23 protein-coding genes are annotated in these 23,981 nt (G+C 72.2%); 4 read left to right on the top strand and 19 right to left on the bottom strand.

Going from position 1 to position 23,981, the window contains the following annotated elements; genetic code table 11:
• Positions 1–33: 33 nt before the first annotated feature.
• Both BCD48_RS08500 and BCD48_RS08505 read left to right on the top strand, forming a co-directional pair.
• The gene (locus tag BCD48_RS08500; protein WP_071047776.1) at positions 34–678 is read left to right on the top strand and encodes a hemerythrin domain-containing protein; all 645 of its coding nucleotides are present in this window, start codon (positions 34–36) and stop codon (positions 676–678) included.
• 64 nt (positions 679–742) lie between these two features.
• A complete protein-coding gene (locus tag BCD48_RS08505) occupies positions 743–1,201 on the top strand; it encodes a nuclear transport factor 2 family protein (RefSeq protein WP_071047777.1) in 459 nt (152 codons plus the stop codon).
• A gap of 315 nt (positions 1,202–1,516) precedes the next feature.
• On the opposite strand, the gene BCD48_RS08510 is transcribed toward BCD48_RS08505, so the two are convergent.
• The 3 genes from BCD48_RS08510 to BCD48_RS08520 form a co-directional block, all read right to left on the bottom strand.
• Complete coding sequence (locus tag BCD48_RS08510; RefSeq protein ID WP_071047778.1) at positions 1,517–2,404, bottom strand: NmrA family NAD(P)-binding protein; 888 nt, start codon at positions 2,402–2,404, stop codon at positions 1,517–1,519.
• A gap of 173 nt (positions 2,405–2,577) precedes the next feature.
• A complete protein-coding gene (locus BCD48_RS08515; RefSeq protein WP_071047779.1) occupies positions 2,578–3,354 on the bottom strand; it encodes an SDR family oxidoreductase in 777 nt (258 codons plus the stop codon).
• Between the two features lie 58 nt (positions 3,355–3,412).
• Positions 3,413–4,168: an SDR family oxidoreductase gene (locus tag BCD48_RS08520; RefSeq protein ID WP_071047780.1), complete on the bottom strand. Its 756-nt coding sequence runs from the start codon at positions 4,166–4,168 to the stop codon at positions 3,413–3,415.
• Positions 4,169–4,300: 132 nt separating this feature from the next.
• Between BCD48_RS08520 and BCD48_RS08525 the strand changes: the two genes are divergently transcribed.
• Complete coding sequence (locus tag BCD48_RS08525; protein ID WP_071047781.1) at positions 4,301–4,924, top strand: TetR/AcrR family transcriptional regulator; 624 nt, start codon at positions 4,301–4,303, stop codon at positions 4,922–4,924.
• 169 nt (positions 4,925–5,093) lie between these two features.
• Here the strand turns inward: BCD48_RS08525 and BCD48_RS08530 are convergent, their stop codons facing one another.
• From BCD48_RS08530 to BCD48_RS08585, 12 genes are all read right to left on the bottom strand, one after another.
• A complete protein-coding gene (locus BCD48_RS08530) occupies positions 5,094–6,170 on the bottom strand; it encodes a uroporphyrinogen decarboxylase/cobalamine-independent methonine synthase family protein (protein WP_071047782.1) in 1,077 nt (358 codons plus the stop codon).
• Positions 6,163–6,627, bottom strand: coding sequence for a GlcG/HbpS family heme-binding protein (locus BCD48_RS08535; RefSeq protein ID WP_071047783.1), 465 nt, complete (start codon positions 6,625–6,627; stop codon positions 6,163–6,165). Before BCD48_RS08535 ends, BCD48_RS08530 begins: the two co-directional genes overlap by 8 nt.
• Positions 6,624–7,439, bottom strand: coding sequence for an alpha/beta fold hydrolase (locus BCD48_RS08540; protein ID WP_071047791.1), 816 nt, complete (start codon positions 7,437–7,439; stop codon positions 6,624–6,626). The genes BCD48_RS08535 and BCD48_RS08540 overlap by 4 nt, the downstream gene beginning before the upstream one ends.
• 1 nt (position 7,440) lies before the next feature.
• Entirely contained in the window at positions 7,441–7,929 is a 489-nt protein-coding gene (locus BCD48_RS08545) for a VOC family protein (RefSeq protein ID WP_083418342.1), read from the bottom strand.
• Positions 7,930–8,081: 152 nt separating this feature from the next.
• Positions 8,082–8,936, bottom strand: a complete 855-nt coding sequence (locus tag BCD48_RS08550) for a fumarylacetoacetate hydrolase family protein (RefSeq protein WP_083418343.1) — start codon at positions 8,934–8,936, stop codon at positions 8,082–8,084.
• The gene (locus BCD48_RS08555; RefSeq protein ID WP_083418344.1) at positions 8,936–10,438 is read right to left on the bottom strand and encodes an NAD-dependent succinate-semialdehyde dehydrogenase; all 1,503 of its coding nucleotides are present in this window, start codon (positions 10,436–10,438) and stop codon (positions 8,936–8,938) included. The genes BCD48_RS08550 and BCD48_RS08555 overlap by 1 nt, the downstream gene beginning before the upstream one ends.
• Entirely contained in the window at positions 10,435–11,352 is a 918-nt protein-coding gene (locus BCD48_RS08560) for a VOC family protein (protein WP_071047784.1), read from the bottom strand. Before BCD48_RS08560 ends, BCD48_RS08555 begins: the two co-directional genes overlap by 4 nt.
• A gap of 120 nt (positions 11,353–11,472) precedes the next feature.
• Entirely contained in the window at positions 11,473–12,378 is a 906-nt protein-coding gene (locus tag BCD48_RS08565) for a LysR family transcriptional regulator (protein WP_071047785.1), read from the bottom strand.
• 133 nt (positions 12,379–12,511) lie between these two features.
• A complete protein-coding gene (locus BCD48_RS45720; protein WP_083418345.1) occupies positions 12,512–14,707 on the bottom strand; it encodes an ATP-binding cassette domain-containing protein in 2,196 nt (731 codons plus the stop codon).
• A gap of 3 nt (positions 14,708–14,710) precedes the next feature.
• Complete coding sequence (locus tag BCD48_RS08575; protein WP_071047786.1) at positions 14,711–15,910, bottom strand: sugar ABC transporter substrate-binding protein; 1,200 nt, start codon at positions 15,908–15,910, stop codon at positions 14,711–14,713.
• Between the two features lie 72 nt (positions 15,911–15,982).
• Positions 15,983–17,113, bottom strand: a complete 1,131-nt coding sequence (locus BCD48_RS08580; protein ID WP_071047794.1) for an ABC transporter permease — start codon at positions 17,111–17,113, stop codon at positions 15,983–15,985.
• Positions 17,110–17,775: a carboxymuconolactone decarboxylase family protein gene (locus BCD48_RS08585; RefSeq protein ID WP_083418346.1), complete on the bottom strand. Its 666-nt coding sequence runs from the start codon at positions 17,773–17,775 to the stop codon at positions 17,110–17,112. Before BCD48_RS08585 ends, BCD48_RS08580 begins: the two co-directional genes overlap by 4 nt.
• Before the next feature lie 210 nt (positions 17,776–17,985).
• Between BCD48_RS08585 and BCD48_RS08590 the strand changes: the two genes are divergently transcribed.
• Entirely contained in the window at positions 17,986–18,393 is a 408-nt protein-coding gene (locus BCD48_RS08590; RefSeq protein ID WP_071047787.1) for a cupin domain-containing protein, read from the top strand.
• A gap of 214 nt (positions 18,394–18,607) precedes the next feature.
• On the opposite strand, the gene BCD48_RS08595 is transcribed toward BCD48_RS08590, so the two are convergent.
• The 4 genes from BCD48_RS08595 to lhgO form a co-directional block, all read right to left on the bottom strand.
• Positions 18,608–19,660, bottom strand: a complete 1,053-nt coding sequence (locus BCD48_RS08595) for an Ldh family oxidoreductase (protein ID WP_071047788.1) — start codon at positions 19,658–19,660, stop codon at positions 18,608–18,610.
• 87 nt (positions 19,661–19,747) lie between these two features.
• Positions 19,748–21,559: a thiamine pyrophosphate-dependent enzyme gene (locus BCD48_RS08600; RefSeq protein ID WP_241841596.1), complete on the bottom strand. Its 1,812-nt coding sequence runs from the start codon at positions 21,557–21,559 to the stop codon at positions 19,748–19,750.
• Positions 21,556–22,452 (bottom strand): amidohydrolase family protein, encoded by an 897-nt coding sequence (locus BCD48_RS08605; RefSeq protein WP_071047789.1) that lies wholly within the window; start codon positions 22,450–22,452, stop codon positions 21,556–21,558. The genes BCD48_RS08600 and BCD48_RS08605 overlap by 4 nt, the downstream gene beginning before the upstream one ends.
• Before the next feature lie 182 nt (positions 22,453–22,634).
• Positions 22,635–23,861: an L-2-hydroxyglutarate oxidase gene (gene lhgO, locus BCD48_RS08610; RefSeq protein ID WP_071047790.1), complete on the bottom strand. Its 1,227-nt coding sequence runs from the start codon at positions 23,859–23,861 to the stop codon at positions 22,635–22,637.
• Positions 23,862–23,981: the final 120 nt, after the last annotated feature.

Consider the following 23,981-nt stretch of genomic DNA (forward strand, 5'->3'; position numbering starts at 1 on the left):
TTTCGTCCCAGCCCGGGCTCACATCCTTGCACCATGCGAACGAACACCCGTCCAGCCGCCTCCACTCCCAACCTCAGCAGCTATCTCCGGGTCCACCAGGCGCTACGGGCGAGCGCCGCCCGGCTGGCCGCAGCCGCGTCCTCACCACCGGCGGACGCCCACACCGCCAGGGCGCTCGCCCGCTGGTTCCACGGCTTCGCCGAGGAGATCCAACTCCACCACCGCATCGAGGACACACTGCTGTTCCCGGCGCTGGCCGCCCGTGTCGCAACCTACGGCGACTACGCGCCTGCGCTGGAATCCGACCACGCGGAACTCGACGCGATCCTGAACCAGCTCCGCGCGGCCCTCGTCAGCGGCGACCACGGACGCTCCGCAGCCCTCGCCGAGGACCTGTCAGACCACCTCGACCGTCACCTGGGGTTCGAGGATGACGAGATCGTCCCGCTGTTCGCCCGCCATTTTACTGGCGCCGAGTTCGACGAGCTGAACGCGAAAGCCGTACGGATGACGCCCGTGAGCCAGCTTCCGTTCACCGCCCCCTGGCTGTTGTCGCACCTCGACGAGGTGGAACAAGCCGAGCTGCTCGCGTCGGTCCCGCGGGCCATGCACCTGTTGTGGATCCTCACCCGTCGTCGCTACGCCCGGCTCGCCGCGACCGCGTTCACACCGCGCTGATCCTTTCGCGCTGATCCTCGGCAGAACACGACATCGTAGCGAAGAAACCACCGGAGGAAATGCAATGACCGCGACCACGACAACCCCGTCTCCGACCCAGCTGGCCGCTGCCCGTGAGCGCAACGAGGCGGTCTGGAGGACGTCGAGCGCGTTGCTCTACGCCGGGCGTATCGACGAGTTCATCGCCTGCTGGCACGACGACGCCCGCTATGAGGTGGCCTACCCCGTCGGGAGCTTCCCGGCGCTCGTCGAGGGCCGAGCGGCGCTGGCGCAGCTATTCAAGGGCTTCGGCGCCGCCACCACACGAATCGACGTGCATGACGTCCGTTTCTACCAGACCGACGACCCCGAGGTGGCCTTCGTCGAGGAGCGCATGGTCGCGGAACTGGTTGGCGGCGGGCAGTACGAGAACAAGCTCGCCATCCGGGTAACCTTCCGCGACGGCCTGCTCGCCCAGATGTTCGAATACTACGGTCAGAGGGCGCACGAGGAACTCCTGCGCCACCTGGGCCTGACGGCCTGACTGTCGCCCCTTGTGGGCGATCGCCCGTCGGGTGACCCTGTAGTAGCGGTGGTTTGTCGTGATCGTTTGATCATGTATGGGTGGCCGAGGAATTCCGTGGCTGTGCCGGGTAGGGAAGGAGTGGTTCGGTCGCGGAGGTGATCGCGATGGCAGAGCGGCTGCCGTGCTCGAACGTGATGTCAGGTCGGACTGGGAACAGCGTGAGCGGCACCGGACCGGATTTCGACGGGCTGGTCGTGGCGAGGCAACCGCAGTCCGGACCGCAGCCCCCCGCCGCAGGTGCTGTCTCCGCGAGTTCGGTGCTGAACGTGGCGGTTAGCCCGGCGGGGTGTAGGCGGCGCGGTTGGGTTCGACGAACATCTCCAATGTGCGAGGCGCCGCGCCGGTGAGCGCGCGAATCTCGTCGGTTACCTGGGAGTGTCGGCCGTCCTGCATCGCCAGGTCGATTCCGACGGCGACGTCGGCCAGCCAGCCCGGTACGCCCCGGGCAGCCATGGCTGCGCGCACATGGGCTTCGTCGGCGGCGTCGTAGCTGATTCGCCGGCCCAGCACCCGGCTGAAGCGTTCGGCGATCTCGGTGAATGTCAGCGCCTCCGGCCCGGTCAGCTGGTAGGCCGCTCCGCGGCCAGCGGGGTCCCGCAGCACGACCGCGGCGGCCTCGGCGACGTCGCGGGTGTCGACCAGGGCGACCCTGCCGTCGGGTACCAGCCCGGCCCACCTGCTGGTCGCCGCGATCGAGGGCGCGGCGACCAGCAGGTTGCTACTGAAATAGGTGGGGCGGAGCAGGGTGTGCGGCACCCCGGAGGCGGCCAGGTAGGCGTCGAGTTCGCCGTGGCGTCGGCCGATCTCGTAGCCGGCGTCGAGGTCCGCGTCGAACACGGACAGCCGGACCAGGTGGGGCAGTTCCGCCCGGGCGGCGGCGTCGACGACGTTCCGCTCCAGCGCGATCTGCCGCGGGCTGGTGGACAGCGCGAGGAAGGCTGCGTCTAACCCCGTCGTCGCGGACAGGAGCAGCGCTGGGTCGTCGAAGGGACCGCTGATGATTTCGAGGTGCCCGGTGGCAGGACGCCGGGTGGCGCGGAACACGGTCTCGGCCTTGTCCCGGTCCCGCACCAGCGCCCGCACCGGCACGCCGTCCCGCAGCAGGCACCTGACGAGGTGCGACGCGGTTCGGCCGGTAGCGCCGACGACGAGGACGGTCACCGCCGGTCGTCCCCGTCCTTGCCCTGGTAGTCGCCGCTGACCACGCCGCCCCGGGTGAGATATTCCGCTGTCACCCGACGGTTCTGTTCGTCGAGTTCGGCCTTGTCCATGACTGGTCTGAGTTCCTTCGGCTAAGTGGGTGAGATCGACCGGAACCGGTGCCGCCACGGGTCTTAGACGCTGGCCATCATCCCGCCGTCGACGACGACGTCGGCGCCGGTGAGGTAACTGGCCGCGTCCGAAACCAGGAAAGCGACGGTCCGGGCCACTTCTTCGTCCGACGCTATTCGGCCGAGCGGAACCTTGGCCGTCAGCGTCGCGCGAAGACTGGTCAGTTCCGCGGCGGACAGCCCTTGTTTCGCCAGCGCCGGGGTGTCGACCGGGCCAGGGCTGACGACGTTGACCCGAATCCGCCGGGGGGCAAGTTCCACGGCGAGCGCCCTGGCCATCGACGCCAGCGCTCCTTTGGTGGCGACGTACAGCGACATCCCGGGAAACGACCGGGCCACCAGCCGCGAGCTGTTGAACACGACGGCACCGCCGTCGCGGAGCAGCGGCAGCACTCGCTGCAACGTGAAGAACTGCCCTTTCACGTTCACTCCGAAATGTTCCTCGTACGATTCTTCGGTGACGGAGCCGAACGGCGAGGGCTGGGCGACGGCGGCGTTCAGGAACACCGCGTCGAGGTGCCCGAACCGGTCACGGAGTTCGGCGGCGAGCACGTCGGCGTCCGCCAGGACCCGGGCGTCGGCGCGCTGGACGAGAACGTCGTCGGGCAATGCGTGTCGCGCCGCCGCCAGCGTCTCGGGGTTCTGGCAAGTGATCGCGACGGCGAACCCGCCCCGGTGCAGCAACCGAGCCGTGGCCAGGCCGATTCCGGTGGTTCCGCCGGTGACAAGCGCGACCCGCGGCTGGTTCTGGTCCTGGGCGGTGGCGTTGGTCGTGGTCATGTGCGTGTCCTTGTCCTTGTCGTTCTCGTGAAGCTGTCGTGGGACCTGGACGTCCGACTCAGACCGCCGCGCCGAGGCCGCCGTCGACCGCGATCGTCGTGCCGGTGACGAAACCGGCCGCTGGGGAGCCAAGGAACGCCACGACGCGGGCGACGTCCTGGGCGACGCCCAGGCGGCCCAGTGGGATCGCGGCGGCCAGGTCTTTCCGCATCGTGGCCAGCGCCGCGCCCGGCAGGCCGAGCTTGGAGAGCGCGGGCGTGTCCGCCGGGCCGGCACTGACCGCGTTAACCCGGATTCCTCGCGGCGCGAGTTCCACGGCCAAGGCGTGGACCAGGGCGGTCAGCGCGCCCTTCGTCGCGCTGTAAACCGACCAGTTGGCCAGACCGAGCGTGGCGCCCAGGGCCGTACTGAACACGACGGAGCCGCCGTCTCGCACCAGTGACAGGACCCGTTGCAGCGTGAACAACTGACTCCTGACGTTCACGTCGAACATTTCGTCGTACGTCGCCTCGTCGACTGCTCCGATCGGGACGAGCTGGCCGACACCTGCGTTGAGGAATACTACGTCGAGCCGGCCGAAACGATCCCGAACGGCAGCCGCCACCCGATCCGGCTCTGCCGGTGCGCGGGCGTCGGAACGTAGCACGACCACATCGGCGGGCAACTGTTCGGCGGCGGCGGCAAGTGTTTCTGGATTTTGGCCGGTGACGAGCACGTCGAACCCGTCGGCATGCAGCAGCTGCGCCGTCGCGAGACCTATTCCGGTGGTACCGCCGGTCACCAGCGCGGCGGGCCTTCCAGTGAGCGATGACACGAAAAACGCTCCGTTCGACGGCAGGCGCCAGGCGGCCCTCGGAAGGTGGGACGACTGGCGGGGCGAACGCTCTGTGCGGCTTACGCTAGCCACGACTGGACCGATCTGTCCAGTCCAAGCTAGAGTGAGGTCGTGAAGAACCAACCGACGACTGGCCGGGGCCGGCACAGCCGCCAGAAAATCGTCGATGCGGCGTCGGCCCTGATCGACGACCGCGGCGTGGCCGGGGCCGGGCTGGACCAGATCCTCACGGCGGCGGGGGCCAGCAAGAGCCAGCTCTACCACTACTTCGGCGACAAGGGCGGACTCGTCAGGGCGGTCGTCGCCGACCGGTTCGACTGCCTGGTCGAAGCGCAGCAGCCTCGGCTCTCGCAGCTCGACAGCTGGACGGCGATCCGCGCCTGGATGGACGAGTTCGCCACCCAGACCGCGGCGAGCGACTTCCCCGGCTGCCCGCTCGGCAACCTGGCCGGCGAGCTGGCCGGTCGCGACGAAGCCACCCGCGCCGACCTGTCGGCCTGCTTCGAGCGCTGGCAGGCCTACCTGACGCAAGGCCTGGAACGCATGCGGACCCGAGGCGAACTCGTGCCCGACGCGGAGCCGGAGTTCCTGGCGCTCGCGGTCTTCACCAGTTTGCAGGGCGGCGTCCTCCTCGCCCGGACCCACCGGGACGTCCTGCCGTTGCGCGTCGCGCTCGACGCCGCCTACGCCCACCTGCGCTCGTTCGCCGCGCCCCAGGCCGACGTCGGGCGATGAAACCCCGCGCCGCCGCGGGGGCGCGGCCGAGGTGCGCCAGGAAATCGCGCGGCCGCCGGTGGTTCGGTCGACAGTCGGCGGCAGGCCCGCCAAGGGGCTAAGGGGCGAGCGAAAGACACAGACAGCCTGGTAGTAGCCATGATCCAGGATTCGCCCAGGCCGCTGGCTCCTACAGCTCGTTGCCCCAGAAGTAACGGGCGACCATCTCCACGCGCTGCAGCTTGTCGCGCTGGGTGGCCTCGTCGAGGCCGCCCGGGACCGAGCGGAAGCCGCCGTTCGTCGAGATCGCGATGTCGTCGATGTCGACGACCTCGGCCGCGGCGTCGATCCGCCCGACCAGCTCGTCGACGTTCTCCAGCGCCGGATCGCTCACGTCCACGATACCGAGGGAGATCACCAGGCCCGACGGCAGCTCGCCGAGCGGGAACCGCGCGGCGGCATCGCGGGGGAACTCGACGCACAGCCGGCCGAACGGCGACCGGCCGAGGAAGCCCGCCACAGCGGCGGCGTCATAGGGGCCGCCGGCCGTGCCCGCGGTCGTGATGTCCAGGCCGACGCGGAACTCCGCGGGCGTTTCCAGGCCGGCGAGCACCTGCGCGTCGGCGGCGAGCATCCGCTCGATCGCCGCGTCCGGGTCGAGGCCAAGCTCGGCGGCCCGGGCGCGGCCCCGCTCGGCGAGCAGGAAGCCGTACGCCGGGTTGGTGAGCAGCACGTAGCGGACGCCGTCGGCGGCGGCGGCGGCGATCTCGTCCCGCAGGATCCGCGCGAGCCGCTCCCCCGCGTCCGCGGACGCGGCCGGGTCCGCCCCGCCCGCCTCGGCCGCCAGTTCGGCGACGTAGCCCGGCGACGGGAGGGCGACCAGGACGGGCCGCCGCACCGCCGAGAGCACGAAGTCGGTCTCATGCTTGACCAGTCGGCCGCGCTCGGCCGGCGGTTCGACGAGCGCCCGGACCTCCGGGGCGTGCCGCTCGTCGACGAGCCGGGCGAGCGGGCCAGCGGCCGCACCGGCGGGGCCGAAGCCCGCGATGCCGTCGTAGACGACGGACAGGTGGTTGCGCCGTCGGTACTCGCCGTCGGACGAGGCCGCGAGCCCCAGGCGGCGCTGGGTGAGCAGCGTCCGGCTGACGGCCGTGTCCTCGGCGGCGCGCAGATCGACGTCGGTCCCCGCGGCACGCGCCTCGACGATCTCCGGCGGCGTGAGCAGGCTCGCGTGGTGGTCGATGTGGTACTTGAAATCGTCAGCCACGGCTGCGCTCCTTCTTCGCGCCGGCCCACGCGGCAAAGTCGAGCTCAAAGCCGGCCGACTTGACGATCCGCTCGCAGATCCGCTGGTCCTCGTCGGGGCTGCCGCCGGAGATCCCGACGCCGCCGAGAATCTCGCCGTCGCGTTTGAGGGTGATGCCGCCCTTGGTGGCGATGATCGGGTGGTGGCCCATCCGGCCGACCTGGGCGAAGAACACCGGGTCGGAGTCGCGCCAGCCTTCCAGCATCTCGGTCGGCCGCTGCATGACGGCCGCCGAGTACGCCTTCGAGACGGCGATGCTCGGCGTCATCGGCCGGGCGCCGTCCATCCGCTCGACGAGCACGACGAAACCGCCGTAGTCGACGACGGCGACGCTGATCGCCTTGCCGAGGTCGAGGGCGAGCGCCCGGGCCTCGTCGACGAGGGCGCGCGCCTCGGTGAGGGTCGGGGAAGAGGTCATGCGGACGCTCCAGAGCTCGACAGCGCGCCCGGCAGCTCGGCGCCGTATACGGAGGTGAGGAATCGGTCGAGGGCGGCGTTGAACAACTCCGGGGTCTCCCAGTACATCGAGTGCGGCGCGGCGGTGACGATGTCGAGCGTCGCGCCCGGCAGCAGCGCGGCCGCGGCGCGGACCGTGGCGGGGCGCAGCACCGCGTCGTTCTCGCCGGCAAGCAGGCAGATCGGGATACCCGACGCGACGACCTCCGCGGCGGTCGGGCCGTCGGTGTTGAGATTGCGCAGGTCGGCCATCTTCGCGGTGTTGAAGGTGCCCATCTGCTGGAAGAGGAACGTGCGCGCCGGGTCGGCGGCGCGGAAACGCGGGGTGAGCAGCCGGTCGAGCACCGGCAGCTTCTCGGCCTCGGCCCGGTCGGCGCGGACCCGGGCGGCCAGGTCCGGGTGGTCGATGCCGCCGAGCGAATGGGCGAGCACGACGCCGGCGGCGCGCGCCGGGTCGAGCAGCGCCGCCTTCAGCGCCGCGGCGGCACCGATCGACTGGCCGACGAGCACGGCGCGGGCGATGCCGGCCGCGTCGAGGACAGCGGCGATGTCGTCGGGGAAGGCCCGGCTGTCGTACTCGGCCATCGTCGAGTCGGACCGGCCGAAGCCGCGCAGGTCCAGCGTCACCACGGTGAACCGGTCGCGCAGGTGCGGGACCTGCTGCCACCAGGCGGCGTGGTGGCCGCCGGAGCCGTGTACGAACAGGACCGCCGGCCCGGCGCCGTGCGTCTCGTAGTAGATCAGGGCGCCGTCCGCCGAGGTCGCGTAGGGCACGTCAGCCTCCCTGGCCGTTCGTGGCGGGCGCACCCGCGGCACCGCCCGCACCGGGACCGCCCGCACCCGGACCGCCCGCGCCGGGGCCACCCGCGGCAGGACCGCCGGGCGCTCCGGGGCCGCCCGGCCGTCTGGCGTGGTAGACGATCTCGATCATGGTGTGGTCGGGGTCGTGGATGTAGCAGAACTTGGAGTTGTTCTCGGGGCGCTCGATCGGGCGGGTGTAGCGGACCCCCAGCTCGCGCAGATGCGCGAGGAAGCCGTCCCAGTCCTCCACCTCCATGGCGAAGTGGTAGGGCGACATGCGGTCCATCTCCTCGACCGGGGTGAAGTGCAGGTCGAAGTTACCGCGCGTCATCAGGACGACCTTGGTGTTGCTCTTCGGGGTGATGGCCTTGAGGCCGAAGACCTTGGAGTACCACTCCTTGGTCCGCTCGGGGTCGGTGGTCGGGAAATTGACGTGGTGGATATAGGCGGGACGACTGCTCATACCGGCTCCCCTGGGTTTCCGTTCGCCAGGTCTTCCTGCACTAGATTTCTGACTACACGGTTTTCCGGACTACCGGTTTTCTGAGCCACCCGGTCTTCTGGGCTACCCGGTTTTCCGGACCACACGGTTTCCTGCGCCGCGCATTTCCTGGCCTACATTTCCTGGACAACCGGGTTAGATAGGGTCCCGATCCCGGTGATTGTCACGCTGAGGGTCTTACCCGCGGGCATCTCGACGACCGCGTCGGTGCCCATCCACAGCACGTCACCCGGCGACAGCGTGATATATCGGGAGATCTCCGCGATGTAGTCGTACGGGTCGAAGACCATGTCGCCGGTGGCGAACTCGGCGGCCGTCTCGCCGCCGACGGCGACGAGCGTCCGCGAGCTCATCGGGTCGACGTCGGTCTCGATCCACGGGCCCATCGGTTTGAACGTGTCGCTGTTCTTCGCCCGCCACAGGGTCCGGTCGGCGTGCTGCCAGCCGCGGGCGCTGACGTCGTTGCCGATCGTCCAGCCGAGGACGGCGTCCCGCGCCTGCGCCCGGGTGCACCGGCGCACCGGCCGGCCGATGACGGCGACCAGTTCGCCCTCGGCCTCGAACCGGCCGGCGCAGTCCGTGGGCCTGACGACCGGGGCGCCGTGGCCGACGAGGGCGCTGTTGGCGCGGTAGCCGACCTCCGGCCGTTCCGGAACGGCCGCGCCCGCCATCCCGTGCTCGCGGGCGTGCCGGATGTGCGAGGTGTAGTTCAGGCCGACGGCGAAGAACGTGTTCGGCACGACCGGCGGCAACAGCTCCACCTCGGCGAGCGGCCGGCGCGCCTGCCGGCCTCGCGGGCGGTACTCGCCGAACGGGCCGCCGTCGACGGGCCGGACCGTCTCACCGTCCTCGACGATCCCGAACCGGGCCACGCCAGGCCCGCCGGTGTGCCTGGCCGCCTCGCCACCCCCGGCGAGGCGTCGGCGGACGCTGGGGGCGACGAGGTCTCGAAACCGGCACCAGCGCATCAGATCTGCATCCGGTGCGAGACCCGCTTGGTGACCAGGTAGCCCTCCAGGCCCTCCGAGCCGCCCTCGCGGCCGTGACCGCTCTCCTTGAGGCCGCCCGACGGGGCCTGCGGCACCGAGCCGCCGACATGGTTGATCGACAGGATGCCCGCCTCGAACGCGCCGGTCAGCTTCGCCGCGATGTCCGCGCGGTGCGTGAAGCCGTAGGCGGCCAAGCCGTACGGTAGCGCGTTGGCCCGCCCGATCGCCTCGTCCAGGTCGGTGAACACCACGATCGGCGCCACCGGGCCGAACGGCTCCTCGCGCAGCATCACCGCGTCCTCCGGCACGTCGACGAGCACCGTCGGCGGGTAGAAGAACCCGGGCCCGGCCGGCACCTCGCCGCCGGTGAGCACCCGCGCCCCGCGCGCCCGCGCGTCCTCGACCAGCGCGTGCACGGCCGCGCGCCGCCGCGGGTTGGCGAGCGGGCCCATCTGGACGCCCGGTTCCAGCCCGTCGCCGACCTTGACGGCCTCGGCGGCCTGGACGAACGCGTCGACGAACGCGTCGTGGTGGCTCTCGTGGACGTAGAACCGGCTCGGCGACGTGCAGACCTGGCCCGCGTTGGCGAACTTCCCGCGCACGCAGGATCTCGCCGCCTCGGCCGGGTCGACGTCCTGGCAGACGATCACCGGCGCGTGCCCGCCGAGCTCCATGATCGTCGGCTTCATCACGGCGGCGGCGAGACCCGCCAGGTGCTTGCCGACCGGGATCGATCCGGTGAACGCGACGAACCGGATCACCGGCGAGGCGATCAGCCGTTCGGAGATCTCGCTCGGCACCCCGAACACCAGGTTGAGTACCCCCGCCGGCAGCCCGGCCTCCTCGAAGGCCCGTGCCAGCAGGTTCGCGGTCCCCGGAGTCTCCTCGGAGGCCTTGATGACGATCGAGCAGCCGGCCGCGAGCGCCGCCGCGATCTTGCGCATCGGGCCGCCGGCGGGGAAGTTCCACGGGGTGAACGCCGCCACCGGTCCGACGGGCGCCCGGGCGACGGTGAGGGTCTCCCCCGGCCCGGTCGGGATGATCCGGCCGTAGGCACGCCTGCCCTCCTCGGCATCCCAGTCCAGGAGCGTGGCGACCCGCATGACCTCGCCGGTGGCCTCACCGTGCGGCTTGCCCTCCTCCTGGGTCATCACGCGGCCGATCTCACCGGCCCGGGCGCGTAGCAGGTCGGCCGTCCGGTGCAGGATCGCGGCGCGCCGATCGACCGGTAGGTCCCGCCACAGCGCGAAACCCCGTTCGGCGGCGGCGACCGCCGCGTCCAGGTCGCTGGCCTCGGCCAGCGGGACCTGGCCGAGCACCTCGCCGGTCGCCGGGTTCAGCACCGGCTCGCGCCGGCTCCCGCTCCCCTGCGTCCACCGGCCGTCGATGTACATCGCCAGTTCGGGATAGCCGGCGACAGCGGTCGCGTTGGTCGGTGAGCTGGCATCCGCCGGCGCTGGCGGAATCGTCTGCGTGCTCATTCGTCTCCGTCCCGATTGGTCTGCAGGGTCCAGAGGTGGTGCGGCGGGGCGGTCTCGTGGACGCGGGCCGGGTAGGACGCGTCGACCCGGTCCATGTCGGCGGCGTACTCGACACGGCCGCCACACGGGGCGTGGACAAACCGGAAGACGTTCGACCCGACGGTGTGCCGGCCGAGGCGGCGCGCCTCCCGCCAGCCTCTGGCGATCATCTGGTTGCCGCCGAGGATCACCTCGTCGAAGCCGGCGACCTCATAGGCGGTGTGGTTCACGCCGGCGCGGTCCGGGCGGTGGCACAGCAGCAGGGTGTGCTGGTCCTGGTCCCCCCCGGCCCGCATGAACGTGCCCATGGGCAACACGTCGTCGGTGATCCGGAAACCGAGCCGGTCGACGTAGAAGGCGACCGCCTCGGCGCGGTTCCTCTTCGGGATGTTCCAGGCGACGTGGCAGATCCGCAGCGGCTGGACCGCGCCGTCGGGTGGCGGCAGCGGCGCGTTCCAGCGGCGCAGCGCGCCAGGCCGGTTCACCACCGCCTGCGGCACGTCCACCGGGGTGACGTCGGCGACGGCGAGCCCGAGGCCGAAGCCGGTCTCGTCGTGGGTGTGCGCGACGCCCCGCGCGTCGACGGCCACCGTCCGGTCCTTGCGGAGGTCCGCCACGAGCCGGTCGAGCGCTGCCTGGCCGTCGACGCCCCAGACGAGCTCGCGCAGCGTCGAGCCCGGTTCGACGGCCGGCGGAAGTGCCGCGTCGTCGCGGCGGCGCAGTTCCACGACCTGGTTCGTCCGTGTCGCGAGTACCGCGGATTCGTCAGGGTCGTCGCGGGCCGCCGCGGTAAGGCCGAAATCCTCGAAGAACCGGCGGCAGGTCGCCACGTCGTCTACGCCGTAGACGGCCCGCTCGATACGAAGGATCGTCACCGGTCAGGAACTCCAATCTCGACATGCATCGTGTCTCGGCACGGCGACACTATGGCCGCCGTGAACGGCGGATCAATGCCCGGCCCGCGGTTTTGGCGAACTCTAAAGATGCGTGAACGGTCAGGTCGCGGTCATCGGGTTGCGGGTGAACCAGGTGGTGATGTAGTCCAGGAAAACCCGCACGCGGCGCAGCGTGTGCGCGCCCGGCGAGTGCACCGCGTAGAGCGAGCGCGCCGGCCCGCGGTAGTCCGGCAGCGCGCGCTCCAGCAGCCCCGCGTCCAGATCCGCCGCGACCGTCCGGATCGGCATGAGTGCGAGCCCCCGCCCGCGCACCGCCGCCTTGCGCAGCGTCAGGTAGCTGTTCGACGAGTACACCGCCGTCAGCACCTTCGAGTGCACCTCCCGGCCGTTCCCGTGCAGGTGCCAGATCGGGTCGTTCAGGTGCACCAGGCAGTCATGGTCGGCGAGTTCCACCGGATCCTTCAGGGGCGGCCGCGCGGCCAGGTACTCCGGCGACGCGCACAGCACGTAGTCGATGTCGGCGAGCTTGCGGATGAGCATTGTCGAGTCGCGCAGGTCGCGGGTGTGGAACGCGACGTCGTAGCCCTGGTCCAGGAAGTCGAACGCCCGGTCCGACATCCCGCCGACCTCGAACCGCACGTGGATCTTCGGATGGTCGACCGCGAAGTCGGCGATCGCCTCGCCGAGGTCGAGGTTCCCGATCCACTTCGGGCAGATCACCGCCAGCGGCCCCTCGGCACGTTCCCGCATGCCGCGCAGCGCCGCGTCCTCCGCGTCGAGGTCGTGCAGCATCCGGTCCGCGAAGTCGTAGTAGCGCCGCCCGGCCGCCGTCAGCGTCACCGCCCGCGCGGTCCGGTTCACCAGCCGGATGTCGAGCTGGCGCTCCAGCTCGGCGACGTGGCGGGAGACCAGCGAGCCGGAGATGCCCAACCTGCGCGCGGCCCGGCTGAAACTGCCCTCCTCGCCGACCTGGACGAAGCTGCGCATGACGGTGATCCGGTCCACGATCGGTCCTCCCGGTCTCGGTCGGTCTACCGCGGCGGGCCTCCGGGCACGCGACAGGGCTCGCTGTCGTCGCGCGCCTTCGGCTGTAACCAGCGCCACGGCGCCGTGCGCTGGAAGCTATCCCGGCGCATACCTATCCGTCGCCCACGCCGCCGGCCGAGGCGCTGGCGCGGGACGGTGAGCGCAGAGCGCGACGGTCGCCGGTGCTGAACGTCGCGGCAACGATCGCGTCCGGCGCGAGATCACCCGTCAGCTCCTCGGCTGCCCGGCCGTCCCGGAACACGACCACCCGGTCGCACAGCAGCGCCAGCTCGTTCTCGTCGCTGCCGGCCACCAGCACGGCGCAGCCACGCGCCGCCGCCTCGCGGATCGTGGCGATGATGGTATGCCGGGCACCGACGTCGACGGCCTGGGTCGGCTCATGTAGCACCAGCAGCCGTGGCCGCACGGCCAGCCACTTCGCCAGCAGCACCTTCTGCTGGTTGCCACCTGAGAGCTTCCCGGCGGCCAGCTCCGGCGCCGGCGGGCGCACGTCGACCGCGTTGATCCAGTGCTTCACGAACGCCCGCTCGGCGTCCCGGTCCACCGGCGTCAGCCCGCCGCGCATCCGCCCCGGTGGCTCGTGGCGGTACCAGTCCCGCTTCCGGCCCCGACCGGCCTGGCCGCGCACCGCGCGTGAACTGGACCGGCCGTCCGCGCCGCCACCGCGTAGCCGACCAGCCCGACCAGCCTGACCGCCGTGACCGCCGTGGCCACGGTGTCGACGCGGCACGTCCGCGCCGTCGCCGGCCTCCCCTTCCCGACGGCCGCGCCGCCCGGCGTGCGCGGCCGGCCCGTCGTCGCCGGCGGCCTGGGCCACCCGGGGCAACAGGACGTTCTCACCGACGGTCAGCTCTAGCGCGAGCCCGGCGTGCTCGCGCGCCTCCGGCACGAGCGCCACGCCCGCGGCGATCGCCGCCCGGCTGTCGAGGGACGTCAGGTCCAGGGACGTCCCGGCGACGGTGAGCCGGCCGGCGCCGGCGCGGCGCGCCCCCGCGACCAGGTAGGGCAGCTCGTCGTACCCGCTCGCGGTCAGCCCGGTGACGCCGACGATCTCGCCCGGCTCCAGCCGCAGTGACACATCCCGCGCGATCGCTCCGGACACCCCCACCAGCTCGACGAACGGCTCCGCCGGCTTCGCGGGCGTGGCGGCCCGCGCCGGCACGCCCGACCCAGCCGATTCCGAATCAGCTGGCGCGACCTCGACCAGCACCATCTCGGCCGGCACCGTCTCGACCGGCACCGTCTCGACCGGCACCGTCTCGACCGGCACCGTCTCGACCGGCACCGTCTCGACCGACGCCTGATCGGCCGATGCCCCGGTCCGCGCCGGCACCGCCGCCGACGCTGGCGGTGGTGCCGGCGTCGCGGGCTGGTCCGGCGGGGTCCGAACCGGGCCTGGCATCGAGGTGAGGGCGCGACCGAGGACGAGGCGAGCCAGGTCGGTCGCGCGCAGGCCCTGGGTGGGCAGGCCCGACTCGGCGGCCACGCCGTCGCGCAGCACGGTCACCCTGTCCGCGGCTTCGACGACCTCCTCCAACCGGTGGGTGATCATCAGCACGGCCGTTCCGGTCGCGACGACCTCGTCGAGGATGCCGTAGAAGTGCTCGAGCGCTTCCCGGCCGAGCGAACGGGTCGACTCGTCAAAGATGATCATCCCATGGCCGGGGTGCGCGTCCTGCAGCGCCCGCGCGATCGCGACCGTCGCCCTGGCCTCCTCGGGCAGCGAGGCGACCGGGACGTGCAATGGCAGCGGCCGGCCGAGGCGTTCGAGCACCGCGAGCGCGGCCTCCCGCTCCTCGCGCCACCGGATCCGCCGGGAGAACCGGCCGGCGCGGAACCGCCCGACCCGCAGGTTCTCCACGACGCTCGCCTCGCCGACGAGGCCGAGGCTCTGGTGGACGACGGCGACCCCGGCGGCGCGCGCCTGACGCGGCCGGACCGGCAGGCGCAGCTCCACGCCGTCGACCAGCACCCGCCCGCCCGGGTCCGGCGCGTGGTAGCCAGTCAGCACCTTGGCCAGCGTCGACTTGCCCGAGCCGTTCTGGCCGACGAGGGCGTGGATCTCACCGGGCCGCAGGTCGAGGCGGACATCGCGCAGCGCCCGGTTGCGGCCGAAGGTCTTCGAGACGTTCTCGACGCGCAGCCGCGGGGGGCCGCCCGCCCCGACGGCCGCGGCCGTCGGGGCGGGCGCCGCCGCGTCACCCGGTGTTCCCACCGGCTCGGCGACGCCCGAGGCGCCTGCCCGGTCGGCGAAGCCGGTCCCGGCGGACCGTTGGGAGAGCGGCATGGGTCAGCTCATTCCCCACAGCGCCTTGAACTGCGCCGGGAAGGCGGTCGGGCCGTACCACTCGCCGGAGGCCTCGCCCTCGGCCGTCAGTGTCAGGCCGGAGACGTTGTCGCGGGTGAACAGCCGCACGACCGGGTCGTAGGTGGGCAGCGGCTTGCCGAGCATCAGCCGCAGCACCGCGTCGGCGTCCACCCAGCCCTGGAAGGTCGACGCCTGGCCGGCGTCCACGTGCAGGAAGTTCTTCGACGCGAGCATCTGCAGGCCGGCGAGCTGCGCCGAGCCCGACGCGCCCTTCACTGACGTGATCTTTCCGGACTGCTGGACGCCGCCGAGCGTCGGCTGCAGGTACTGGTCGAACTCCGACAGGACGTAGTTCACGCCGGGGGTGCGCAGGATCGCGGAGCTTGTCGACGGGGCGATCAGCGGGAAGTTCGCCGACGAGATCGGGTTGACCGTCACCTTGCAGCCGGGGCAGTGGTCGGAGAACTCGTCCTTGGCTGCCTGGACGTAGGCCTGCGACGACGGCGAGTCGGTGCTGCCGTTGATGAGGACGTTCGCCTTGCCACCGGAGTCGACGATGATCCAGTCGGCGACGGCCACGAGCTGGGCGGTGCCGCCGCCCTCGACGTAGCCGAGGGTCTTGCTGACGGGGTGGGCTGGGTCGGCGATCTGGTTGGTGACGAGAACCGGGATGTTCTTCGCCTGCGCGGCGCCCAGCGCGTTGGCGGCGAGCGCGTACGGGATGGCGTCGGTGACGATCGCGCCGGCGTTCGCGCCGATGGCCTGGTTGACGCAGGCGGTGATCTGCGTCGGGTTGGCACCGCCGTTGCAGATCTGCAACGAGATCCCGACCGCGCCCATGGCGCTCGTCAGCGCGTCACCGATGATCTTGAACTGCGAGGACTGCTGGGTGATCGGGATGTAGTAGACGGTCTTGCCCTTCAGTCCCGCGACGCCGTCGAGCTTGGTGGTCGGCACCGGGAGGCCGGCGGTGGGCTCGAGCAGCTTGTCGACCGTGGCGGCCAGCGCGTCGCCGCTCGGCGAGGCGCTGGCGGCGCCCGTCGCCGAGGAGCCCGAGCCGCCGTCATCCGAGCCGGAGGAGCCACAGGCGGCCAGTACGACCGCGGCCGCTAATGCCCCGGCGGTCGCGATGCCGTGGCGGGGTAACGGCCGGCGGTCCGAACGTCTCAGGGATGTCCGCATCGTCCGAGAACCTTTCGGGAGTGTTGCGCCAGTTTCGGGAGTGACAGGGGGCGGACCGCGGCCAGGGCGGGGTCAGCCGGAGCGTCGGTGCAGGAGGGTGGAGATCGTGACGGCGATCACCAGGACGCCGCCGTAGAAGACGTTGGAGACCCAGCCGGCCACGCCCATCAGCTGCAGGCCGAGAATCCCCGTGGCGAGGAAGTAGACGGCGATGAGCGTCCCCAGCGGGTTGAACCGGCCGGGCTGCAGGATCGCGGTGCCGAGGAACGTCGAGGCGAACACCGGCAGCAGGTAGCTCTGGGAGACGGTCGGGTCGAAACCGCCGGTGGCGGCCGTGGCGAGCACCCCGCCGACGCCGCTGACGAGGCCGGCGGCGACGAACGCACCGAAGCGGATCCCGTGCACCCGGACCCCGGCGAGCCGGCTGACCTCGCGGTTCGCCGAGACAAAGCGCATGTTCCGCCCCAGCGGGGTGGCCAGGTGAACGTAGGCGAACACCAGCATGAGCGCGACGCCCTCGTAGAAGCTGATCGGCAGGCCACCGACGTCGAACAGCGAGATCTTCGAGAAACCACTGGACAGACCGCTCACCGGCGTCAGGTTGCTGACCCACAGCGCGACGCCGAGCAGAAGCGTCCCCATGCCCAGCGTCACGACGATCGTGTTCACGCCGAGGCGCACGACCAGGGCGCCGTTGACCGCCCCGACGGCGACGGCGACGGCGATCGCGACCAGGCTCGCCAACCAGACGTTCCAGCCGTGCTGGACGGTCAGCACCGGCACGAGGATCGCCGCGAGGCCGAAGACTGAGGGCACCGACAGGTCGACGAACTCCCCGACGCAGATCGTGCACAGTAACGCCGCGGTCAGGAACACCAGCGCCTGCTGGCTTCCGAAGATGGTCTGGAAGGTGCCGGCCGTCAGGAAGGTGTCCGGCTCGGTCAGGCCGTAGACGCCGATCAGCAGCAGCCAGACGCCAACGACCGCGAACCGCGCCCCCTGGTACCCCCACGAGTGCCCGTACCCGGGATGGCGCCCCTGGCCCTGGCCGCGCCCGGGCCACGGCCCGGCGCCGGAACGCCCGCGCCCCGCCGGCTCGACGTCCGCGGAAGCCGAGCTCCCGACGCCGGCGGCCGCGACCGCGTCGGCGGCCGCGAGGCCGGTTCCCCGGGGCGCCCCCTGCTCAGGGGCCGCGGTGGTCATGGCCTCTCCGGCCACTGACCGCCGACCAGCTCCGGCTTACGCCCTGCCTCGGAAGCGGCGTCGGCGTCAGGGGCGGCCTCGACCTCGGAGTCTGAGTCTGAGTCGATCTTGACATAGCCGCGGATGTCCGGGAACGGCGCCGGCCGGCTGGCCTGCAGGTCGACCTGGAAGGTGTTGAGCAGCATGGCCAGCATCGAGAAGTTGCCGAGGCAGCCGATGAGGTCCACCAGGCCCTGCTCGCCGAAGGCGGCGAGCCCGGCGGCGAACGTCTCGTCGCTGACGAAGTGCCGCTCGAGCACCTCGGTGGCGAACTGGTAGAGCAGCTGGTCGTCGGCGGCCGGGAACCGGGGGTCCTCGCGGCGCGCGAGCCGCTCCAGCCCCTCGCGGGAGACACCCGTGTCGACCGCCTTGTCGACGTGCGCGTTCCACGAGTACTGGGCGTCGAAGTGGCGCGCCGCAATCAGCAGGGAGAGCTCCCGCAGCCGCGGGGAAAGCGCGGACTCGAACCGGCAGTAGGCGCCGAGTGACTCGACCCGCTCGCATAGCTCGGGGCTGCGCAGCCAGACCAGGAACGGGCCGCGCGTGCCACCGCGCCGAGCGGTGATCCGCGCACTGATCTCCGCCTGCCGCGGGGTCAGTTCTTGAATGGGTTCCAGTCGCACGCGCGTCCTCCTTCAGGTGACCTGGGTAACAATGCTGAAACGGGCCGGAGTTGTCCAGAGGCTTCTCGCCGAACTGGTCCCCGCGGGCGAAACATTAGGCTTCGGGTTGTGCGCTCGCGGGCGCTGACGTGGCCTTCTACCGTCGGATGGCGGCCCGCGCGTCGAAGCACGGCACTCACCGAGCCGACGCCGGACCTGGGAGGAGACCCGGTGACGATCATCAAGGCGAGCCAGGTGGAACGGCTCGACCGCGGCGGGAGCGTCCGCACGCTGCCGCTCATCACCCGCGCCAGCGCGGCCGAACAGATCACCCTCACCTCCGGAATCAGTACCTATCCCGTGGGTACCGGAGCGCCGTTGCACACCCACAACTGCGTGGAACACGTGACGCTGCTTTCCGGTGCCGCCGAGGTCGAGGTCGATGGGGAGACCACCCGGCTCGAGCCGTTCGACACCACCTACGTCGAGGCCGGCATCCCCCATCTGTTCCGCAACATCGGCCAGGTTCCGATGACAATCCTCTGGGTCTACGACTCGGCCTACGTGACCCGCACGTTCGTCGCCACCGGCCGCACCGTCGAGCATCTGTCCGACGATGACCGGATGGTCGCCGACTGAGTTCTCCCGAGCGGTTTCCCGGCCGCCGGGAAACCGGTCGGGAAGGGTGGCCGGCCCGGCCGCGGGAATCGGGGTGACCAGTTCCCGCGGCCGGGTCACCGCGCCGCGGGCTCGCTCCCGAGATTTCCGCCGGATCGACGGAGCCCGGGATTCCCGCCGGATCGGCGAATCCGATCCGGCGGCGTCTGCCACCGGCGCTGCCAGCGGGCCCGGCTCAGAGGCCCTCGGGAACCGGCGCGCCGAGCGCCCGCGCATGCCCGACCAGCTTGGCGACCAGCGGAACCGGCAGCGGCACCCCGCTCGTGAGCCGCTCGGCGTAGGTCCGCGCCCCGCGTTCGCCGGGGACCAGCAGCTCCCGGTCCGGATCACTCGGCGGCAGCGCCTTGATCGCGTCGACGGTCTCGTCGACGATCCCGCGGAACCGCTCGACCGGCACGAACGCCGAGATGTCGACCGCGACCAGGACCGCGTTCTGCCGGTGCCGGCGGCCCTCCGGCGTCCCGGAGTGGTAGGAGGACACGATCGGGTTGGCCGCGAGGCCGCTCGCGAGCAGTTCGAAGACCAGCGACATCCCGGCGCCCTTCGCCCCGCCGACCGGCAACGGCAGCGCCGCCTCGGCCGGGTCGGTCGTCGGCCGGCCGTCCTTCGTCAGCGCCGCCCCCTCGGGCAGCGGCGTGCCCTTCGCCCTGTGCTCGGCGATCCGGCCGAGCGCGATCACCGACGTCGCCATGTCGAGCAGCACGGTCGGGTGCCGGCCGGCGGGGATGGCCACCGACAGCGGGCTCGTCGCCACCCCGGCGCTGGTTGTCCCGACGTAGGCCATGTTCGGCACGCCGGCGACGATTCCGAGACCGGCCATGCCGTAGCGGGCCGCGGCCTCGGTGTAGTAGCCGATCGTGCCGGTGTGCACGGTGCCTCGCACGGTCACCCAGGCGACGCCCGCGGAGCGGGCCATGCTGACGGCCTGGTCCATCGCCAGCGAGAGCGCCACCGGGCCGGGCGCCGCGTCCGCGTCGACGATGGCGACGGCCGAGCGCAGCTCGTCCACCGCGATGGTGGGCTTCGGGTTCGCCTGGCCCTTCTCGAACAGTTCCAGGTAGCGGGGCACGCGGGAGACGCCGTGCGAGTCGATGTCGCGCAGGTTCGCCCAGACGAGCACGTCGGCGATGGTGTCGGCGTGCTCCCGACTGGTGCCGGCGGCGGCGAAGATGTCACTGACCAGCGTGCGCAGCGTTTTGTCCGGCACAAGGGTGCGAGGGGCTGCCATGAGCGCTCCAGACAAACAGACGGAGGAAGACTTCCAGTAGCGGTCGTGCGAGCGAGGGGTTCGGGGACCCGGTGGATCGCGGTGTGGCTAGCGGGCGAGGCGGATGTCGACCAGCGCGGTAGTGCCGGACCGGACGGACGCCAGGGCGCGCGCCAGGGTCGGCCGCAGGTCCGCCGGATCGGTGACGGTCGCGCCGAACATGCCGAACGGGGCGGCCAGGGCCGCGAGCTCGGGGGCGTCGGGGAGGTCGACGCCGCGGAAGTCGTCCTCGGTGACCGCGGCGCCGTCCGGGTAGAAGCGCAGGTGGTTGAGCTTCATCGACCGGTACTGCCCGTTGTTGAAGACGACGACCAGGATGGGCAGGCCGAGGCCGCGAGCGGCCGCGAAAGACTGGACGATCGGGTTGTAGAGCAGGGAGCCGTCGCCGACGGTCAGCACCACCTCGCGGGCAGGGTCGGCGAGCTTCACGCCGAGCGCCACGCCCAGCCCCTGGCCGAGCCCGCCCTGCACGTAGCTGTAACGCAGCGGCTCCTCGGCGCGCAGGTGCTCGGCGACGACCCGGCTGTGGGTGATCGTCTCGTCGACGACCGCCGCGCGCCCGTCGAGCAGCTCGCGCAGCGCCACCGCGACCTCCGCCGCGTCCAGCCCGCCACCCGAGCGACCCGAACTACCCGAACTACCCGAACCGGCAGCTGTGGCCGGGCTGGCGGAGCGGGTCGCGGGCGGCGGTGGCGTGGCCAGCTGGGCACGCCGGGCCGCGATCCGCTGCTCGTCGGCGCCCAGTGCCTTGATCTTCGCGCTGAGCGCGCGCAGGGTCGGGCCGACGTCGCCCTCCAGGTACTGGTCGGCGCCGAGCACCTGGTAGGCCATCACCGGCCGCTGCGGCACGTCGTCGATCACCAGCACCTCGGCGCCGGCCGGCCGGTTGCTCGGCGGGTACCAGGGCGCCCGGCAGCAGGCCAGCACGATCAGGTCCGCCTCGCGGGTGAGCGCCCCGGCCTCGCCGCCGCGGTGCAGCGGGCTGGTGCGCGGGAAGTTCGCGCACACCGCCGACTGCGGCTCCACCACCGGGATCGCGAGCAGCTCGGCGAGCTCGACCAGCGCCCCGAACCCGTCCGGCGCCCGCCCCACCGACTCGGTGACCAGCACCGGCCGTTCGGCGGCCAGCAGCCGCCGGGCGGCCCGCTCCAGCTCGTCGTCCGTGCTGACCCGCCGCCCCGTCGGCGCCACCGGCCGCACGTCCGCCCGCGCCGCGTCCCACGGCGCGAGCAGCACCTCGACCGGCACGTTCAGGTACACCGGCCCGGCCGGCCCCCGCACCGCCAGCTCCGCGGCGCGCACCACCGACCCGTACAGCGTGCCGACGTCGCCGACCTGGGACGACCACTTCACCCACGGCGCCGCGAACGCCTGCGGCCCGCCGACCATCGACAGGTTGCGGTACCACTGCGACCCCGGGTCGACGGCGCCGCTGCCCGCCGAAAACCCCTCACCGTAGGTGAGCGACTCGGCCGAGCAGACGACCATGCCAACCCCGGCGAGCAGCGCGCCGTGGATCCCGCAGGCACCCTGTAGCAGGCCCGGGCCGGCGTGCAGGAGCACCAGCTGCGGACGGCCGGTGGCCAGGCCGTAACCGGTCGCCATCGCCACGGCGAGCGTCTCGTGCATGAGGTCCAGGTAGCGCGGGCCCGCGACGCCGTCGCGCGCCTGGCGGGCGAGCGCCTCCCACACCGGGGCCCACTCGGACCCCGGAGAGGAGAAGATCACGTCCACGCCGAGGCTGCGGCAGGCGGCGAGGATCGCCTCGCCGCCGTCGGCCCGGTCGACCGCCGCCCGGGCGTCGCCGGCGGCGCGGCCAACGCCGGCGGTGGCGGTGGCGGTGGCGTCGGGACCCGTCACGGGGCCGCCTCCACAGCGGGGGCGGTCTCGGCGGCCACCGGCAGCGGCCAGTCGAGGCACTCGCAGATCCCCCGACCCATGATCCATTCAAGCTCGCCGGGAGTGAGGCCGAAGTGCTCGGTGAACTGGGCGATCGTGTCGGCGTAGGTCAGGCCGTGACCCATGAGCCGGGTGAGGTCCGTGCCCCAGAAGCAGCGCCTCGGGCCCATCGCGTCGACCATCTCGCGCACGTACTTGGCGAGGTTCAGGTTCGGGAACGGGTGCGTCGAGTAGCCCGGGACCGCCGAGACCTTGACGTAGATGTTCGGGTGGACGTGCAGGTCCGCGGTCTCCTTGACCCAGTACCCGATCGCGTCGTCGACGCAGCGCGCCATGATCCCCATGTGGTCGATGATGATCCGCAGTTCGGGGTGACGGGCGGCGATGACGCCGAGCTCGGCCTTCCAGATCGGGGCGTGCACCATCGTCCGGATGCCAAGCTCCTCGGCCAGAGGCCAGTACCAGTCGTTCGTGCCGTCGATCATCCAGTTCCGGTCGACCGGCCGGTGGAACGTGAGCCGCGTGCCCTTGACGTAGGGGTTCTGCGCGAAGTCGCGCATCATCGCCGCGCCCTCGGCCGGCTTGTTCTGCGGGATCCGCGCCATCACGCCGAACCGGTCCGGGTACGCCTCGCAGGCCTCGAGCGCGTAGTCGGTCCGGTCGCCCTCCCAGCTCGGCGGCAGGATCAGCGCCCGGTGCACTCCGGCGGAGTCCATCAGGCTCAGCGCCTCCTCGTAGGAGAACGCCTCCTCGCGGTGCCCGTTGAGCCGGATCCGTTCCCGGGCGCCCGGGACCCAGGGACGGTCGGGCGTCTCTTCCTTCCAGATGTGGATCTGGGAGTCGACGATGAGCATCTGTGCGGTTCCTCGTTTCACTCTGTGGGGGCGGGGCCGGACCGCGGCGGAACAGCCTGGCGGCGGCCGGCCGGGACGGCGCGACGGTGGCAGTGGCGGTTCGGGGGCCGGCAGTTCGGAGGCCGCCGGTTCGGCGGTGGTTCGGCGACCGAGGACCGGAGCGACGGATCGGGGCTCGGGGCTCAGGCGACGGCGGCCAGGCAGTCGACCACGTGCTCGGCGATCGCGAGCGACGACGTCGCCGCCGGTGACGGGGCGTTGCGGACCGCGGTCACCGGGCCTAGGTGGCTGATCCGGAAGTCGTCGACGAGCGTGCCATCGGCGTCCACGGCCTGCGCGCGCACGCCGGCCGGGGCACGCACGACGTCGCGGGCGCGCAGCTCGGGCACGTAGGCGCGGGCGGCGGCGACGAACGCCCGCTTCGACAGCGACCCGCGCAGCTCGCACGCCCCGGCCCGCCAGTGCTGGCGGAACAGCCTGCGGGCCCCCGGCCAGCGCAGCACCGCCGCGAGCTCCCGCGGGTCGACGTCGCGGCGCCGGTACCCCTCGCGGGCCGCGGCGAGGACGGCGTTGGGGCCGATGTCCACGCTGCCGTCGACCCGCGGGGTCAGATGCACGCCCAGGAACGGGTAGGCCGGATCTGGCACCGGGTAGACGAGGCCGCGCACCAAGCCCGCACGCTCGGGGACGAGCCGGTAGTACTCACCGCGGAACGGCACGATCGCGGGCCCCGGGTCGTCGCCCGCGAGCCGGGCGACGACGTCGGACTGCAGCCCGGCGCACAGCACCACCCGGTCGAACCGGTACCGCTCCTCGCCGGCGTGCACCGCCACACCGCCGCCCGCGCCGTCCGGGGTCACGGCGCCGACCCGGGAGGCGAACAGCACCCGCCCGCCGGCGGCGCGCACGTCGTCGGCCATCGCGCGGGCCACGGCCCGGTAGTCGACGATCGCGGTGGTCGGCGAGTGCAGCGCCGCGACGCCGGTGACGCCCGGTTCCAGCTCCCGCAGCGCCGCCGGGTCGAGCCAGCGCACGCCCGGCACGCCGTTCGCCCTCGCCCGCTGTTCGAGGTCGGCGAGCCGGACGCGCTCGGCCTCGTCGCGGGCCACGACGACCTTGCCGATCTCGTTGAACACCAGCCCGTGCTCCGCGCAGAACTCGCGCAGCAGCCCCGCGCCGCGCCGGCACAGCGTCGCCTTCAGCGAGCCCGGCTGGTAGTAGAGCCCGGCGTGGACGACCCCCGAGTTGTGCCCGGACTGGTGGGTGGCGACGTCGTCCTCCTTCTCCAGGACCGTCACCTCGGCGCCGAGGTGGGCGAGCCGGCGGGCGACGGCAAGCCCCACCAGCCCCGCCCCGACCACCCCGACCCGGCCCGATCCCGCCGGCAGGCCTGCCGTCGCCGGGCTCATGGCGCCTCGGCCCCGCTCCGCCTTCACGCTCACTGTGTTTCGGGTTCGCTCCGTCGCCGCACTCGCTCCGCGGCCGTCCTCGTCCCTCGGACGACCACTCCACTCGCTTGCTCCTACGCT

The organism is Pseudofrankia coriaricola, assembly GCF_001854805.1.
Classification (GTDB): domain Bacteria; phylum Actinomycetota; class Actinomycetes; order Frankiales; family Frankiaceae; genus Pseudofrankia.